The organism is Pseudoalteromonas sp. H103, from assembly GCF_001469205.1.
Taxonomy (GTDB): domain Bacteria; phylum Pseudomonadota; class Gammaproteobacteria; order Enterobacterales; family Alteromonadaceae; genus Pseudoalteromonas; species Pseudoalteromonas carrageenovora.
The window spans coordinates 76,562-92,600 of record NZ_LOFG01000019.1 but is presented as its reverse complement, the minus strand read 5'-3'; the positions used below and the strand labels follow the sequence as shown (position 1 = coordinate 92,600).

Sequence of the window (16,039 nt, the reverse complement as noted above, 5' to 3'; positions counted from 1 at the left end):
AACTAAAACACCATACTAGCATTTAAACTGAGTATATGTACTTTGTTGCTTTTATTTGCATCAGCAGGATTGCTAAGGCTCCATAGCCCCGCACCTTGAGGCTTTATATCAAAGCGGTCTAACTGCGCTTTAAATACTAAGCGATCCGAAAAATGCCATTTTACGCCTACGTTAACAGAGTGCTGGTGAACATTCGTAATTTGAACTGAAGATTGAGTGGCAACCGCGAGTTGTTGTATAGGTACTGAAAACTGCTCAGGAGTACCTGGTGGAAAAATAGGGCTGTTTACTTCAACTACATCATGGCGATTTTTAGCTGCCGTAAAGCCTGTGTAAAATATTGCATTATCTACTCTGTAGCCCGCACTAATATAAGTGCTAAATACAGATGGAGCTATTATCCAATCGGATTCTGAAATACCTAACTCAGATTGAATAAGCCAATTATTATTATCGTAAGTAACGCCAAAGGCTGCGTATTCTATGCTGTTGCCTTTGGTGTTAAATTTGTTAGATATACTTTGTGCTTGCGGCCATATACTTTGTGGTACTAAATCGAGTGCGGTTATAAATTCGTCCAACGCGGTTAGTTTATAATCGCCAAAGTTTGACCTTGATAACGAAAAACGCATTGTCCATGCATCTAAAGAGTATGTTGCACTAAGGGTTGTTAAGTTATCAAAATCAATAAAAAAGTCGTCATTATAGGCTTGTATCTTTGCTGTGGAGCTACCATAAGCGAGTTTTAAGCGTAAGAAGCCATCGTTAATGGCTTTACTGTATTCAACGTCTATTCCATCAAAATTACCTGCAATGTTTGCAAATGAGTAATACGAATGAGGCGGGCGCACCCATAAGTAAGCGTATCCGACGTAAGGGTACTCAGACAGTAAGTAAAGGTCGCTGTTTAACCTACCTGCGCGGATGGCCCAGTTACGTGATGGGCGATAACGTACAAAGGCGAGCTCTAAAAAATTATCAAAGCTTTTAAAGGCATGATCTTGTATTACTAGTTGAACTACAGAGTCCCAATTTTTGGCCAGTGATATATTAGCCTGACCACCTAAAATTGAATCACGCGTTGCTGAAAAACCAGATTCGTTCACATTTGAATAACTAGATGCAAAACCAATATCTGAATCGTCAGTGTAACTAAGGGTTAAGGATGCAAAACCACTAAATTGCACGTCAATGTCGTTTGCATAGGTTTTATTTGCAGCAAAGGTTGCCAATATTGCTATGGCAATAGTACCTCGGAACAACATGTTAGCCCGTATTTTTATAATGTAGATAATAAAAAGATAGCACAATTTATTAAATTACCAACTTCGTTAACATGTACTTTTTTAAATGCATAAGAATGATGCATTTAAGAAAATGACATTATTTAGGACTAGCATAAATTTTATTTTTTAACTCTAAATAACTTTATAAAACGTAATTTATACCGGTAGTTAAGTCCATAAAGATTAGTTAGCTGCATATATAAAAATGCGTAATAAGGCTATTTGCAAGATCTATTGTAACTCTCATATTTACTTTGTCTCATTTGTCAATGATTATAACGTTATATTGTTGCATTTAATTGTTGTTATAGTATAACATTCGCCGAATTCTAATTTATGAAAGAGCTTGAATGTGACAACACACGTACCGGTTACCAACACATCTAATAATGATTCTAAAATTGCAAAACAATCAAACGCTCAAAAAAATGACAATAATAGTGCGACTCAGAAAGCCATTATTGAAGTGGACTCGCTTAGTTTTAGCATTAAAAATAACGCTATTTTAAAAAACTTAAACTTTACTGTGGGCTCAGGCGAAGTTTATGCACTACTTGGCGGTAACGGTGCGGGTAAATCAACCACGTTAAAAACGTTACTGGGTTTTAATAAACCAACGCAAGGCTCGGTAAAAGTAGCGGGTAAAGAGGTGAGCAAAGCACTTGACTTTGTTCGTACTAAAACGGCGTACTTACCTGAGTCTGCAACGTTATACCCGCATTTAACAGCACGCGAAAACGTAGAATATTTTTTATCACTTGCTGATATTAATAAAACAGACGAGCAGATTAGTGCCGCGTTTAACCGTGTAGCGCTGCAACAAGCTGCATGGGAGCGTCCTATGCAAACGTATTCTAAAGGCATGAGGCAAAAAACCGCGATTGCACTGGCTATTTTACGTGAAGCCCCGATATTTTTACTTGATGAACCTACCTCGGGCCTTGACCCTGTTGCCATAGATGAGTTTAACCAGTTAGTGCGCGAGCTTGCATTAGCGGGTGCTTCTATTTTAATGGTTACGCATGATGTATACGGCGCCTGCCAAGTAGCTAACCGTATTGGGTTACTAAGAGCTGGTGAGCTGGTGGGCGAATTTGACGCGCCAGAAAACGGTCGTATTGATACTGAACAAGTGCACGCAGCCTTTGCGCAAAGAGGCGCGTAATGAGTATAAATAATTTCTCAAAAATGGTTATAGTTGCCAAAGATGAATGGCGCTATTGGCTTCGCTCAAAACTAGCAATGACCGTTTTAGCCATTGGCTTACTGCTTACGCTTTCATCGGTTGTGGTGACCGCAATTACTATGCTTGAACTAAGCCATGATCGCCATGAACTTCAATCAAATGCCGAGCAAAGTTTTGTTGAGCAGCCCGATCGTCACCCACATAGAATGGTGCACTATGGGCACTATGCCTTTAGAACGCCTTCACCACTGAGCACCCTCGACCCAGGTATTGACGCATACACAGGTAACTCAATATTTTTAGAAGGACATAGGCAAAATAGTGCAATGTTTGCCGATCAACGCCAAGGTACAGCGCTTACTAAATTAGGTAGCTTAACGCCTGCTTTTATAGTGCAAACATTAGCGCCGTTACTGCTTATATTAATTGGCTACAGCTCTATTAGTCGTGAGCGTGAATCGCAAACGCTGTCGTACTTATTAGCGCAAGGCACGTCGGGTATTACGCTTATTGCCGGAAAAGGTTTAGCACTGCTTTCGGTAGTGGGCTTGGTTATTGCGCCACTGGCTGTATCGGCTTTGTTTACGGTATCTGCGGGTGAAAGCTTATTAGCAGTTGCCAGTTTTGTTGTAGGTTACGCTTTATATTTAACTGTGTGGGTATTACTGATTTTACTCGCATCGAGCGTGTTTAGTAAAAACAGTGGTAGTTTTACGGCGCTTGCGTTTGTATGGATTTTACTGTGTATTGTTATGCCGCGCGTAGCAAGTACTACGGCCTCAACGGCTGTGCCATCTGCCGGTAAAATAGAAACCGATTTTGCTGTTAAAGCCGAGCTTAGAAAACTAGGCGATGGCCATAACACGAACGACCCTGCATTTAAGCAATTTAAACAATCACTCCTTGAAAAGTACAACGTAAATAGCATTGATGAGCTGCCGGTAAACTTTAGAGGTTTAGTAGCCAGTGAATCAGAGGCTAAACAAGCCAAAGTACTAAATCAATTTGCTGAGCAACGTATGCAAAGTGAACTTAAGCAAACGCAGGTATCGCGTTATTTTGGTTGGGTATCCCCTATGGTGGCTATTCGCACGCTTTCTATGATTGTGGTGGGTACAAGTATTGAAACGCATCATCGCTTTTTACGCGAAACTGAGCAACTTCGCTTTGATTTTGTGCAAGGGCTTAACAAAATTCATATTGAAGAGCTTGATTACAAAGATGATATGAACCGCAATGCTGATGCAGCAGCCACTAAAAAAGCACGTGTAAGCGCCCAAAACTGGCAAATACTAAAAGACTTTAATTTTAATGTAGACAGTGCAGATGTTCGAGCACAAAGAAGTGTACCTGCGTTTTTACAGTTATTACTGTGGATTGTAGTACTTGTGGGCGGTATTAAATTTGTAGGAAAACGTTTGTTATGAGCTATTTAATTACACAACTTATGCGTGAATGGGGCTTTTTATTGCGCCAAAAATACGTAGTTGTATTACTACTGTGTAGCCTTGTTTTATCGGGTTTTGCTATTTACAGCGGGTTAAGCGAAGTAAGCGCACAGCAGCAAACAATAGAGCGCTTAAAAGCAGCAGATCAAAGCGACCGCGCCAAAGTACAGAAAAAGCAAAGCGATGCAGGCATGTTGGCTTATTACAGCTTTCATTTAACGTACTCGCAGCCATCTAACCTGGCATTTGCTGCTTTAGGCGAGCGCGATATATTCCCGTGGAAACACCGCATTAATTTATTAGCGCTTGAGGGGCAAATTTACGAAAGCGATGCACAAAATGCTGAGCTGGCTCAAGCCGGTAAAATAGATTTTGTGTTTGTAATTAGTGCGCTAGCGCCACTGGTTATTATTTTGTTGTTTCATGATTTATTTGCAAGCGAGCGTACCAGCGGTAGGCACGATTTATTAGTCACTACAGCTAAGTCTTACTTTGCTTTGTGGGGCGCTCGTATAACCGTAAGGTTTGTAGCAATAATAGTGTGTTTAATGCTGCCATTTTTTGTAGGCGGATTTATAGCTGGGGCAAGCGCGTATGAAGTGGCGTATGTATCGCTGCTCTGTATTGCCTACCTTGCATTTTGGACTGCACTAAGCGTGTGGTGGGGTAAAAATGCAACCAGTGCGCCACGTGTTGCCTCTAGCTTAATTGGTTTGTGGGTGTTGTTTGCTTTTATTATTCCTATTTTAGGCGACCTTGCTATAAACAAGTCAGTGCATTCGCCTAAAGGTGGCGACATTATGCTTACTCAACGCGAGGCCGTAAATGATGCGTGGGATTTACCAAAATCTGCCACTATGCAGCCTTTCATTAAAGAGTACCCAGCGCTTGCACCATATATTGATATGAAAAGCGAATTTGAATGGAAGTGGTATTACGCATTTCAACAAATGGGCGATTTAAAAGCGGCAGAGCTTTCAAAGGCCTATCGCGACGCAGCCGCTAAAAAATACGAGTTAGCCGGTTTTGTATCTTGGGTTTCGCCACCGCTGTTATTGCAGCGCAGCTTAACCCGTGCAGCCAATACCGATTCAATTGCCGCGTATGCTTATGAGCAGCAAATTAGAGATTATCATCAACAATTACGCGAGTTTTATTACCCGTGGTTATTTTACAAAGGCGACCCAACTAAAGCTGCCCTTGAAAACATGCCACTCTTTGAAAACACCACGCAAAGCAGCAACTAAGAATACAGCGCTAAACGTACCTGTTTAGCGCTATTAAAATTACTACATAACTATAAAATACTTACATTACTCACAAGGTTCACAATGAAAACCAATACAAAAGGGTTTAAGCTCACCTATTTAAGTACTTGCTTAGTAAGCTTATTTAGCAGCCACGTTATGGCCGCTGAGCAAAACCAGCTAAGTAAAAGCGTAAAGGATGACGCAATTGAAAAAGTAACCGTTGTTGCATCTCGCCAGGCTTATCAAGGTAACTTTAGCCCTTTAGAAACACCTCAGTCAGAGCTTAAAATTGATTTAGAAGCCCTTGAAAACGCAGGCGCAGTAAGTCTTGATCAAGCGCTTGATTTATCAGCCTCGGTTGCACGCCAAAACAACTTTGGTGGGCTGTGGAATAGCTTTTCGTTGCGTGGCTTTGTAGGCGATGAAAACCTGCCAAGTAATTACTTAGTAAATGGCTTTAATGCAGGACGTGGCTTTGGTGGCTCACGTGATTTGTCGGGTATTGAGTCGGTAGAGGTTTTAAAAGGTCCGCGAGCGGCTTTATTTGGCCGTGGTGAACCAGGTGGCACAGTAAACTTAGTTACTAAACGCCCAACGTTTGATACCGCAGGTGAAATTAAGCTCTCTGTAGGTAGTTTTGATACTTACCGCGCCGATGTTGATTACACCACAGCGCTTAACGACGACGTAGCAATTAGACTGGTTGGTTTTTATGAAGACGCCGAAAGCTTTAGAGATACGATAGAAACCACTAAACAAGGCTTTAGCCCGTCAATCGTGTGGAATATTAATAATAACAGCCAACTAATATACGAGCTTGAATATAGCGACCAAGAAGTACCGTTTGATAGAGGTGTATTAGCCATAGATGGCGAACTTGGCCTTATACCTGAAAGCCGCTTTTTAGGTGAGCCGGGCGATGGCCCAATTGAAGCCGATGTACTAGGGCACCAGTTAGAGTATATTCATGACTTTGATGATAACTGGAGCATTTTATTTGGTGCAAACTACCGTGATACCTCTATGGAAGGCTTTGCAACCGAAACCGGTTTTGGTGGCGTAATTGATGGCGAAGTAAATCGCTTTAGACGCTACCGCGACTTTGATGCGAAATACCAAGTATTTAGAACTGAGTTAAGTGGTAATCTTGAGCTTGGCGGGTTTGAGCACCGTTTAATTATGGGTGTTGATGCCGATAAATTTGAAAACGACCAAGTCATTTTACGTGTACGTGGCGATCAATACATTAATGTATTTAACCCTGTTTACGGCGCGTATGAATTACCAACGCCAACATCAAATACTGACCGCGTAGAGATTCAAGAGTCGGTAGGGGTATTCATTCAAGATCAAATAAGCCTAACCGATAAGTTAGATATACGTATTGGTGCACGTTTTGATGATTACGAGCAGCGCTTAAATAACCGCTTAGCTAACACTAACACTAACACTAACACTAAACAAACTGAGTCACGCGTGAGCCCGCAGTTTGGTGTAGTTTATGAAGCAAGCGATTATGTATCTGTTTATGGTGCTTACGGTGAGAACTTCCGTCCGCTTTCGGGTGCCGATGCCAATGGCGATGGTTTTGAGCCAAACCAATCTACATCTGCAGAGGTTGGTGTTAAATTTACATTAAACGATGGTGCCTTATTTGGTACTGTTGCCGTGTTTAAAGTAGAGCAAGACAATATGCTTGTTGTAGACGATGCAACAGCGTTTACTTTTGCAGCCATTGGTGAAGCACAAAGTAAAGGGATAGAAATAGACCTAACGGGTGAGCTTACCGATACGCTTGAAGTTTGGGCGTCGTATGCGTACGTTGATGCAACAATCGAAAACTCATTTTTTGATGCCAACTTTGGTTACACAGTAGAAGCGGGCGCGTCACTATTAAACGTGCCAGAGCAACAGCTTAGCTTACAATTAGTACAATCAACAGTTCTATACGGTAAAGCCATTAAGTTTGGTGGTGGTTTATTACATGTGGGCAAGCGTAACGGCTTTTTTGGTACCGACTTTGAGTTACCAAGCTACACAACAGCCCGTGCTTTTGTAAATTACGATGTAACAGACGCGATTGGAATTACGGCTGAGGTAAATAACCTGTTTGATGAAACGTATTACACAAACTCGTTTGCCGATGCGTGGGTACAACCTGGTACACCAAGAAACGTTAAGTTTTCTGCATCATATAAGTTTTAATCGTTTTTAAGGTTATATAGCTTTTAAAAGTTATTTAAAGCACTAAGGCCACTTCCAATTAAGTGGCCTTTTTTGTGATTAATTCGTTTTGTTTACGTAGTTAGGCTGTACAAAATTAAATCAACTGTTTATGGTAAAACAACCATTTTAATGAGCCAAGTTATAAGTTTTTGTACATATAAATTGAAAGGACTCTCAATGTTCAGCCCTAAAATTATTTTTGCGTTAATACTTTTGCCATTTATAAACTATGCAAATGCGTCTGAAATTATTTTAAAAGATGCTTATAACTTTGCCAAATTGTTTAAAAAGCAAAGCCATTTAACCCCTCATTTACTACAAACTCAGTATTTAGATATTGGCAGTAAAGGGATTGAAATATTTACGCCTCGGCGCATTAAAAGTGCAGAGAATATGCTTCGTATGATTAACAATAATAAGCACGTTTACAATCAAGCGTTAGACATTTGCCTTCCTCAAATTGAGTCACTTAAAAGTGAAGCATTACAAACCCTAAATGAAACTCAAAGCGTGCTATCGCAAACTCAATCGGCGCCAGTGTATATTGTTTTTGGGGCAAATAATTCTGGTGGAACTGCCTCAGAAAATGGTTTAGTACTTGGGCTTGAAGTTTTATGCTCATTAGCGCAAAGCAAAGAAGAATTTAAAAATGTATTTATGAACTTTATCGCGCATGAAATTACTCATGTTTATCAAAATAGGGCGTATGTAACTCATAAAAACAAACCAAAGCCAACCTTACTATTTGTATCGCTGCATGAGGGGATAGCAGATTTTGTCTCAGGATTGGTGTTAAATAATATTTCTAATGCTGAAATACTAAGGCATACATACGGTTTAAAGCATGAAAAACAGCTTTGGAAGCGTTTTAAATCACAAATGAATGGTACTAAACTTGGAGACTGGTTTTACCAAACTGATACTACAAATCAACCAAACGATATGGGGTATTGGATAGGTAAAAGAATAGCTAAAGCCTATTACGAACGTGCAGAAAATAAAAAAGAGGCGCTTATTACACTCATTAACTTAAAAGACGCTAATGCTATTTATAAGGTCAGCAAATACAACCCTTAAACTTATTCTAGGTAGCTATCAAAAATTTGCTTGTACTTGCCGGTTTCTTTGAGTTTTTGCAGTTGTAAATTAAAGTCATCGCGCACTTTTTTGGACTTAAATAAATACCCATTAGGACTTTTACCAAATAAAGCGAACCGATCAATTTTTTGTGTTGTATCAATATCTTTTATATTTGCGCGAAAGTAGTTAAAGCTTTGTTTATCCATTTGTATTACATCAACCTTATTTAAGTACAAAAACTTAACTTGAAGCGATTGGTCGTGGATTTCGTTATAACGCGGGTTAGCTTTAACCATATTTGCATACTCATCCCCTAGGTGAATGGCTGCACTTGGCCAAGACAATAAACTATAATTTTTTAAATCGGCTATTTTACTAAGGTTAAAGTTATTTTTACTTAAAGCGACAGCTACATTTTCGTAAACATAAGACTCGCTTGATAAATAGCCTTTTAGGAGGTTTCCGTTGGCAGTATTTAAATTGATATCTGCTACTACATCAATTTTATCTTTTTTGTAGTCTTTAGCACGCCTTGTATACGGGTAATAAAGTGCCTCAATTTTGTAGCCCAGTGGTGTTAAAGCCGCTGTAATAATATCTACTGTTAAGCCACTATTTGACTGAGGAAATACAAAAGGGGGGAGTTTTTCACCAAAGCCTACAACGAGCTTTTGTTGTGTGGTGGTGGCACTAACAAAAGGCGACATTAGTATTGTGGCTATTATAATGGTGTTTAACGTCATTTTTTCTGCAATAAATTAATTATTAATATTAAAAAGATAGTAACTAACTCGTTATGCAACAAGTAAAAAGCCCATTAAACTAACTATTAGTTAGCTTTAATGGGCTGATAGTTATCTGTTTTTTTAAACAATTTTAAAATGGCGCGTAACCATCAGGTGTTGTAACCGGTGTACTCCAACGCTCTTTAGCCTCTATCCCAGGGCGTTGTGCGCCTTGCGCTGGTAAACGGCCGCGATCACCAAACAGCCATAATACAAAGTTTGTTCTATCGCCACTGGTAATAGGTTTTGCTGCGTGAGGTACATTGCCTCGGTGTATCATTGCGGTGCCTGGTTTAAAGCCAAGTTGTACAACGTTACCATTTACTTGGTCGTAAAAATCAAGCTCAGAACCTGTAAATTCCTCACCCGGTAAATTTAAATTAATATTTAACGTTACCGCTGATGCATCGGTATGTGGGCGAATCGATGCATCTGTATTTGGATCGTAGTAAATAGAAAATCCAAATGTTTGCGTATCGTAGCCAATTATTTCAGGAAACAATAAGCGCGAAATAGGGCGCATATAAGTGTTTAGCATTTCGTTATAAAATGCTTGAAAACTTGGCGCTGCTAAATAGCCCTCAGATCGTTTGTCGAGCATGGCACCACGGCGGTTTAATACAATACCGTACGGTGGACGCATAGGAATGTTAGAGTTCCATACTTGTTCAAGGTAGCCACGTAAAACTGCTAGGCGCTCAGGGTCAAAAAATTGGAACTGAAACACATCAGGAGCCACTTCTTCTAGTAGTGATTTTACTAAATGCTCTTTTGATGGATCTTGCCATGCAGCATTAACGGCTTCACGTAAGTTTTTATCTAGTAACGAATCGTCAAGTGTAAAGATGGTTGTATCTACTTCGGTTTCTTCCCACTCTTTCCAGGCTTGTGTAAGTAGTTGGTCGTTGTTGTACCAGAAATGCTGTACAGAGTGCTCACGGTTTAACATGGCCTCTCTTGAAGGTAACGCTAGAGCACGAGCAAGTTGTAATTGGGTGGCAGACATAATGTGTAACTCCCGTTATTGAATTGGTTTGTATCAATCTAGGAGTGCAATTTATTATATTTATAAACTTAGATAAATAAGCTGTTTTAGGAAACAGTATCAAAATAATGTTTATAATTAGGGGCGAATTGTATAATTTAGTGTTTAATTTATGGTTAGCGGTTACTTGTACGTTAAAAGTTTTAAATGGATTTTCTATGTTGCCAAAATGTCTGAATTGCCAAGAGAGTATATCTCTAGCTTGGTTTGTTGTTGCCCGTATGTCTACAAAGTATAGGTGTACTGAATGCGGGGCACTGCATGAGTTTACCCAAAGGCATAAACTAATTGGTATTATTGCTGTAATTCCACTGTTATTTTTAGTGAATTTGTTAGAGCCCTTTGTGACTATATCAATCCTGAGGTTTGTAATAGTGTTAGCTATTGCTGTAACAGTGATGGTTTTTATACCTAAACAACACATACTCTCAGATCATGATAATTTTAAAGAAGAGATTAAAAATAACGATTAAATTTGATGAGTTAACACCTAACCCATCAAATTTATAATTATTAACTTGTTAGTGAGTTGCTCTATCGCCCCAAATATCTTCTAGGCGACTATCGCGGCCGCAGCGCCAACGGTATGTGTTGTAACGAATAGGGTTATTTTTATAATAATCTTGATGAAAGCTCTCTTTACCTTTAATAGGGTAAAAGGTGCTGGTACTTAATATAGGCGTTACCACTGTTTGATTAGGGAACTCGTCTACAACGGCTTGCTTGGTTTGCTCTGCTATTTTTCGTTCTTGCTCGTTAGCTACAAAAATTGCGCTTAAATAACTTGGCCCTTTATCACAAAATTGGCCTTTGGCATCAAAGGGATCAATATTTACCCAATAGTGATCAAGTATACCTTTGTAGCTCACCACATCCGGATCGTAAGTAATTTGCACAGCCTCGTAATGACCTTGATGATTGCCATTGTAGGTCGGGTTTTTAAGCTTACCGCCTGTAAAACCAGATATTACATCTTTTACGCCTTCGAGTTTTTCAAAGTCGCTTTCCATACACCAAAAACAACCACCGGCTAACACTGCTTTTTCGGTTTTTGCAGCATGAGAAAAAGTGCTAAACAAAATTGCGGCAGATGTTAATGCAAGCGTAAGTGAGTTTTTCATATAATAATCTACCTCTAGTGTGGGTTTAAATACATATTCTTAATAGTTAGACCCTTTAACTGTAAAACCTATTTCATTATTTTTAGTAGGCTAACGTGAATAGCGGAAAAAGTAATATACGTAATGGTTTTTAATTAAGGCCATACGTACATTAGCTAACCTCTGTAGCACAATGTTGTATTATTAGAGTGTGTTTATTAAAGTGAAAGCATTGAGATAAAAGTAGCAGGTGTTAAATGAACCAGTTAACCGAAAAATCGATAAGTTGCCCGTATTGCGGCGAAAGCATTGAAGTATTACTTGATGCAGCTGACATTGATGAGCAATACATAGAAGACTGCCAAGTATGCTGTAAGCCTATTTCGTTTGTTGTATTTGAAGACGACGATGAGCTCAAAGTAAATGTATACAGTGAAGACGATACATTTTAAATTGGCGTAAATTATAAAAAAGGCTGCATAACTGCAGCCTTTTTTATTGGGGCGTTAGCTATTTTGTTCTCGAGCTAGCTGGTTAGGGAGTAGCTCTTCTACTATTTCGCGAGCGGGAAGCGTGTAACGTGTGCCATCAAACATGACTGAGGTAAACTCATTTATATTAGTAATGCCGGTTAGGGTCCAGCCCTCGCCGCGCTTAGGACAATACACAGTTGTGGTAGGTTGTATTACTTTAAAATCATCACTCATTTGAGCCTCTGTACTGTTATTACTTTAAATATAATGCTTGTTAATAGGGTATGGTAAGTTAATAATGCTTGCCCATAAAGCGCTATTTTAATTCACTAAATAAAATGTTTAAAACAATTGAGCTCGAACGCGTTACTTTGCGTTTAATTACCCACAAACATGCCCCGCAATTATTTACTATTTTGAATCACCCGCAAGTGAGCGAGTTTAACGATTACAATACGCCGCTGAGTAAAAGCCAAATTAAACAACTAATTCAAGATGATATTACCGCCTATTACGAAGGCGAAGTGATTAGAGTCGCAATTGAACATAATATTACCGGCGAGTTAATGGGGACCTGTGGGCTTTACAATTTATCGGCGTGTAAAAGTAGTGCGTTTATTGGTTTTGAGCTTCACCCAAACTTTTGGGATAAAGGCGTTATGTTTGAGGTAATAACTGGCTTCATAAAAACACTTAAACAGCATATTGGCCTTAAACATTTAAGCGCTGAGGTAAGCGCGCATAATGCGCGTTCTCATAATTTACTTTTAAAATTGGGGTTTAGTTTGCGCGAGCATTCTATATGGCATAAGCAGTTATAGTGAATACTCGTTAAAAAACTTATCATTACAGGAACAAATAAAATATAAAATTTAACCTCTTTGACTTATAGTGAAGTGTAAGCAAATGAATTTGTTACCCGAGTTTTTAAAACGTGTTCGCTTAACAAGGATTTTATATGCTAGAAAAGCTATCTCAAGATGCCCTCGTTATTTGGGCTACCATAGACCCAATAGGCACCATGGCACTATTTGCGGCGCTTACTTCTCATTTAAATGATCAACAACGTCGTAAAACTGCATTTAAAACGGTGCTCTATGCCGGGGCTGTTTTACTGGGTTCTATATTAATAGGGCAGCTAATACTTAATGCGATGGGTATTAGGTTGGTTTCGTTTCAGTTAGGGGGCGGAATTATATTGTTTTTGTTTGGCCTGCAAATGATTTTTGGCAGCGACTCTAATAAAGTAAAGCAAGATCCAGGGCACGATATAGCTGTTTTTCCACTGGCTATACCTGCAACGGCTACGCCAGGCGCTATTTTGGCTGTAATACTCCTTACAGATAACCATATACACCCCATTACCACTCAAATCGGCACTGCGCTTGTTACGCTTGGTGTATTAGGAGTCACATTAATACTGTTACTACTTTCGGGTAAAATTATTAAACTAATTGGTACGGGCGGCGCATCTATTTTAACTCGCGTAATGGGCATGATTTTAGCGGCTTTTTCGGTAGAACTAATTATGACGGCGCTTGAAATAGAACAATGGGTAAAAATAGATTAAATGCTAAAGAGGATTCGCTAATGGCAATAAAAATATCAAAGTACCATTTAGTAAATGTGTGTTTGGCCATTGTGATGGTAGCTTTGGCTGTAACGGCTATTAGATATTATAACCATTATGTATCGGCGTTTACTGACATAACCATTGAGTCTAAAGTGCTTAACGAATCGCGTAAGGTATTTATTAGGTTGCCTGCCAATTACGATAAGAGTAAAGCTTACCCATTAATTATTAAAACAGACGGTAATTTTAATTTAGATAATTGGGATCGTACTTTAACCGCGCAAAGAAAAGCCGGTGAATGGGATGGTGCTATATTAGTATCTATCCCTAATAAGTTTTGGAAAACTACACGTAACCGTGACTTAGTGCCGCCTTATGCTCGCCAAGAGGTAAATACTGAGCCTCGCCCCGAGTTTCCAACGCTTTTAGAACCTAATGGAGAGGCTCATAAGTTTTTAAAGTTTATAGAAGCCGAATTACTCCCTTATTTGCAAACCCATTATAAATTGAATGATCAACGTATATTAAGTGGATTTTCGGCAGGGGGAAGCTTTGTACTTTATACACTGCATACTAAACCTGAGCTATTTAATGGGTATTTCGCATTTAGCCCTGCAGCTTGGTACGACGATATGAGTGTTGTTAAACGCTTTAGTGACTTTTTAAAAACAAATAACCCAAAAATTAAAGCGCCTACATTTTTATATTTAACGGTTGGCGGGGCAGAGCATCCGCTAATGTTGGAGGCTTTCCAAAATTTAGAAGCAACGCTTAACGCAAATCCTAACGCTAATTTAATGTGGCATAGCACAGTTAACCCAAACGCAGAACATAATGACAACCCTAAGCAAAGTTTGGCAAAAGCTCTAGTTGATTATAAAGAGTTTGTACAAAGCTTAACTAAACATGTTGGCTCGGGTATCGCTATGCATGAAGAAGGTTTATCAATTAATAGATGATGATAGATGGGTTGTTTTGAACCGTGAATATTAGGGATTGATATGGATTATTTAGTTAAAAAACAGCTCATCGTTTTGTTATTTTTAATGGCTACAATTATGAGTAGCTTTAATTCTACGGCAACGGCCATTTGGGAAACTGAAGGGTACGGATATGTGTTCGATTTAACAAATCATGTGAAACCACTTGTCTACGATATAAGTGATAATTATTGTATTTTGAATCATTTTTTAACTGATGAAGCGCAAAGAGATGGTGTAGCCATTAATGAAAGAACCAATAAATTAGATTTTGATAAGTTATTCCCTCTATCTGTCAGAAGACTAGATGTATTACCAAAAATCTGCAGTTTTAAAGAGCTAAATAGCTTTCAAAGCAATAGTTACGTATTCGATAGCCGTCAGGTATTAAGTGTTGTATTAGACAGCTTTTCTGATCATTACGCATTCACTGAGGAAAAAGAGTTAGACTGGAAGGCATTGAAGTCACAGTGGCTCCAACGTGCTGATAACAATACAACTCCAAATGAGCTACAACGAATCATTGACGAATTTCTTGAATATATGCGAGATGGTCACGCGATATTAATTGATGGATCATTAAATAGGTTAAGCCATTACTCACCGAGAAAGTCTGCTTCAGAAAAAAGGCTGAAAGAATTCCTAGCTGAAAACCCAGCATTCTCGGATATTTCACAAGTTTACAGACATATTTATAAGAAATGGATAAAAAATGTAGAATCCTACTTTTCTACCAACAAACCAGCACACTATCTAGAAGATAATTATCTCATTGCAAAACTAAAAGGTGGTGCTTCTTACTTTAGAATCGAAAGTTTTGATCTACATGAAACACACAAAGTAATGCAAAAAGTAACGCCACACTTTAATCGCTCTAAGGGAGTGATAATAGATCTTAGGGATAGTTCTGGCGGCAGTGATTTAGTGGCTCTACAAATAATGTCATACCTTATTGAGAAACCACTTCGAATTGGCACTAAAAGCTTCAAAGTTCCAACTGGCATGAGTGAAAAGAAAGATATACTTGTTTCCCCCACGTACGTTAAACCTTTTATTGGTAATATTGTTGTGATTACCAGTCACCTCACTCCAAGCGCTGCTGAGCTGTTTTTAATAGCATTAAAAGCTAGGAATAATGTGACATTCATCGGTGAAAGTAGTTATGGAGCCTTCAGTGATGCGTTGATAAAAGCACTACCAAATGGTTGGGGGATTACGTTATCTAATGAGTTTTATTCCGACAGTGAAGGGCAAAGCTATGAATTTGTAGGAGCTCCTGTGGAACATGCTTTTGAATTTCCTAACATCGAGGATGTTGAGGATAGTAAAGACTCAGCGTTAGAATATGCCATAAAACTTTTAGGTGAATAACTCAATAGAAATTAACTGAAGTAATGGCGTATTTGCTTTAGGTAGAGCCATTACTGTGTTTATGTACAGCAATGGCTGTGTTGGCTATAATATTAGCCAATTAAACAAGGTTAGTACTAATTAAGCTATTTAAACTTAACCGCTGGTGGAATGCTAAAGAACACATCATACTAGATTTGGTTTAGTACCTATCTATGCAATAGGGTTAAATTTTAAAGTAAATAAACAGAGAGATG

At 38.9% G+C, this 16,039-nt stretch carries 16 protein-coding genes; 11 read left to right on the top strand and 5 right to left on the bottom strand.

Annotated elements, in window-relative coordinates; all coding sequences use genetic code 11:
- Window positions 1-2: 2 nt before the first annotated feature.
- Window positions 3-1,265, bottom strand: a complete 1,263-nt coding sequence (locus ATS74_RS17130) for a hypothetical protein (protein ID WP_058550076.1) — start codon at window positions 1,263-1,265, stop codon at window positions 3-5.
- 421 nt (window positions 1,266-1,686) lie between these two features.
- Between ATS74_RS17130 and ATS74_RS17125 the strand changes: the two genes are divergently transcribed.
- The 5 genes from ATS74_RS17125 (at window position 1,687) to ATS74_RS17105 (ending at window position 8,473) form a co-directional block, all read left to right on the top strand.
- Window positions 1,687-2,451 (top strand): ABC transporter ATP-binding protein, encoded by a 765-nt coding sequence (locus ATS74_RS17125; RefSeq protein WP_058550194.1) that lies wholly within the window; start codon window positions 1,687-1,689, stop codon window positions 2,449-2,451.
- Complete coding sequence (locus ATS74_RS17120; RefSeq protein WP_058550075.1) at window positions 2,451-3,899, top strand: ABC transporter permease; 1,449 nt, start codon at window positions 2,451-2,453, stop codon at window positions 3,897-3,899. Before ATS74_RS17125 ends, ATS74_RS17120 begins: the two co-directional genes overlap by 1 nt.
- Entirely contained in the window at window positions 3,896-5,167 is a 1,272-nt protein-coding gene (locus ATS74_RS17115; protein WP_058550074.1) for a DUF3526 domain-containing protein, read from the top strand. Before ATS74_RS17120 ends, ATS74_RS17115 begins: the two co-directional genes overlap by 4 nt.
- An 84-nt stretch (window positions 5,168-5,251) precedes the next feature.
- Window positions 5,252-7,375, top strand: coding sequence for a TonB-dependent siderophore receptor (locus ATS74_RS17110; RefSeq protein WP_058550073.1), 2,124 nt, complete (start codon window positions 5,252-5,254; stop codon window positions 7,373-7,375).
- Between the two features lie 198 nt (window positions 7,376-7,573).
- A complete protein-coding gene (locus ATS74_RS17105) occupies window positions 7,574-8,473 on the top strand; it encodes a gliding motility protein GldB-related protein (RefSeq protein ID WP_058550072.1) in 900 nt (299 codons plus the stop codon).
- Window positions 8,474-8,475: 2 nt separating this feature from the next.
- Here the strand turns inward: ATS74_RS17105 and ATS74_RS17100 are convergent, their stop codons facing one another.
- Both ATS74_RS17100 and ATS74_RS17095 read right to left on the bottom strand, forming a co-directional pair.
- A complete protein-coding gene (locus tag ATS74_RS17100) occupies window positions 8,476-9,219 on the bottom strand; it encodes a substrate-binding periplasmic protein (protein ID WP_058550071.1) in 744 nt (247 codons plus the stop codon).
- A gap of 133 nt (window positions 9,220-9,352) precedes the next feature.
- Entirely contained in the window at window positions 9,353-10,267 is a 915-nt protein-coding gene (locus tag ATS74_RS17095; protein WP_058550070.1) for a 2OG-Fe(II) oxygenase family protein, read from the bottom strand.
- Window positions 10,268-10,395: 128 nt separating this feature from the next.
- On the opposite strand from ATS74_RS17095, the gene ATS74_RS17090 reads away from it, so the two are divergent.
- The gene (locus ATS74_RS17090) at window positions 10,396-10,779 is read left to right on the top strand and encodes a hypothetical protein (protein ID WP_152996129.1); all 384 of its coding nucleotides are present in this window, start codon (window positions 10,396-10,398) and stop codon (window positions 10,777-10,779) included.
- Window positions 10,780-10,827: 48 nt separating this feature from the next.
- Here the strand turns inward: ATS74_RS17090 and msrA are convergent, their stop codons facing one another.
- Window positions 10,828-11,427, bottom strand: coding sequence for a peptide-methionine (S)-S-oxide reductase MsrA (msrA, locus tag ATS74_RS17085; RefSeq protein WP_058550068.1), 600 nt, complete (start codon window positions 11,425-11,427; stop codon window positions 10,828-10,830).
- A 236-nt stretch (window positions 11,428-11,663) separates the two neighbouring features.
- On the opposite strand from msrA, the gene ATS74_RS17080 reads away from it, so the two are divergent.
- Window positions 11,664-11,858: a CPXCG motif-containing cysteine-rich protein gene (locus ATS74_RS17080; protein ID WP_058428886.1), complete on the top strand. Its 195-nt coding sequence runs from the start codon at window positions 11,664-11,666 to the stop codon at window positions 11,856-11,858.
- 54 nt (window positions 11,859-11,912) lie between these two features.
- Here ATS74_RS17080 and ATS74_RS17075 read toward each other — a convergent pair whose 3' ends face one another.
- Complete coding sequence (locus ATS74_RS17075) at window positions 11,913-12,113, bottom strand: hypothetical protein (protein ID WP_002962626.1); 201 nt, start codon at window positions 12,111-12,113, stop codon at window positions 11,913-11,915.
- Between the two features lie 104 nt (window positions 12,114-12,217).
- Here ATS74_RS17075 and ATS74_RS17070 point away from each other — a divergent pair, with 104 nt between their 5' ends.
- The 4 genes from ATS74_RS17070 (at window position 12,218) to ATS74_RS17055 (ending at window position 15,803) form a co-directional block, all read left to right on the top strand.
- Window positions 12,218-12,700, top strand: a complete 483-nt coding sequence (locus tag ATS74_RS17070) for a GNAT family N-acetyltransferase (protein ID WP_058550067.1) — start codon at window positions 12,218-12,220, stop codon at window positions 12,698-12,700.
- Window positions 12,701-12,837: 137 nt separating this feature from the next.
- Window positions 12,838-13,449, top strand: a complete 612-nt coding sequence (locus ATS74_RS17065; RefSeq protein WP_058550066.1) for a MarC family protein — start codon at window positions 12,838-12,840, stop codon at window positions 13,447-13,449.
- Window positions 13,450-13,469: 20 nt separating this feature from the next.
- Window positions 13,470-14,411, top strand: coding sequence for an alpha/beta hydrolase (locus tag ATS74_RS17060; protein ID WP_058550193.1), 942 nt, complete (start codon window positions 13,470-13,472; stop codon window positions 14,409-14,411).
- Between the two features lie 42 nt (window positions 14,412-14,453).
- The gene (locus ATS74_RS17055; RefSeq protein WP_058550065.1) at window positions 14,454-15,803 is read left to right on the top strand and encodes a S41 family peptidase; all 1,350 of its coding nucleotides are present in this window, start codon (window positions 14,454-14,456) and stop codon (window positions 15,801-15,803) included.
- Window positions 15,804-16,039: the final 236 nt, after the last annotated feature.

Bases quoted from the DNA above. Each gene is read 5' to 3' on its own strand.
- ATS74_RS17130 (WP_058550076.1), bottom strand. From the start codon at position 1,265: ATGTTGTTCCGAGGTACTATTGCCATAGCAATATTGGCAACCTTTGCT.
- ATS74_RS17120 (WP_058550075.1), top strand. From the start codon at position 2,451: ATGAGTATAAATAATTTCTCAAAAATGGTTATAGTTGCCAAAGATGAA.
- ATS74_RS17115 (WP_058550074.1), top strand. From the start codon at position 3,896: ATGAGCTATTTAATTACACAACTTATGCGTGAATGGGGCTTTTTATTG.
- ATS74_RS17110 (WP_058550073.1), top strand. From the start codon at position 5,252: ATGAAAACCAATACAAAAGGGTTTAAGCTCACCTATTTAAGTACTTGC.
- ATS74_RS17105 (WP_058550072.1), top strand. From the start codon at position 7,574: ATGTTCAGCCCTAAAATTATTTTTGCGTTAATACTTTTGCCATTTATA.
- ATS74_RS17100 (WP_058550071.1), bottom strand. From the start codon at position 9,219: ATGACGTTAAACACCATTATAATAGCCACAATACTAATGTCGCCTTTT.
- ATS74_RS17095 (WP_058550070.1), bottom strand. From the start codon at position 10,267: ATGTCTGCCACCCAATTACAACTTGCTCGTGCTCTAGCGTTACCTTCA.
- msrA (WP_058550068.1), bottom strand. From the start codon at position 11,427: ATGAAAAACTCACTTACGCTTGCATTAACATCTGCCGCAATTTTGTTT.
- ATS74_RS17080 (WP_058428886.1), top strand. From the start codon at position 11,664: ATGAACCAGTTAACCGAAAAATCGATAAGTTGCCCGTATTGCGGCGAA.
- ATS74_RS17075 (WP_002962626.1), bottom strand. From the start codon at position 12,113: ATGAGTGATGATTTTAAAGTAATACAACCTACCACAACTGTGTATTGT.
- ATS74_RS17070 (WP_058550067.1), top strand. From the start codon at position 12,218: ATGTTTAAAACAATTGAGCTCGAACGCGTTACTTTGCGTTTAATTACC.
- ATS74_RS17065 (WP_058550066.1), top strand. From the start codon at position 12,838: ATGCTAGAAAAGCTATCTCAAGATGCCCTCGTTATTTGGGCTACCATA.
- ATS74_RS17060 (WP_058550193.1), top strand. From the start codon at position 13,470: ATGGCAATAAAAATATCAAAGTACCATTTAGTAAATGTGTGTTTGGCC.
- ATS74_RS17055 (WP_058550065.1), top strand. From the start codon at position 14,454: ATGGATTATTTAGTTAAAAAACAGCTCATCGTTTTGTTATTTTTAATG.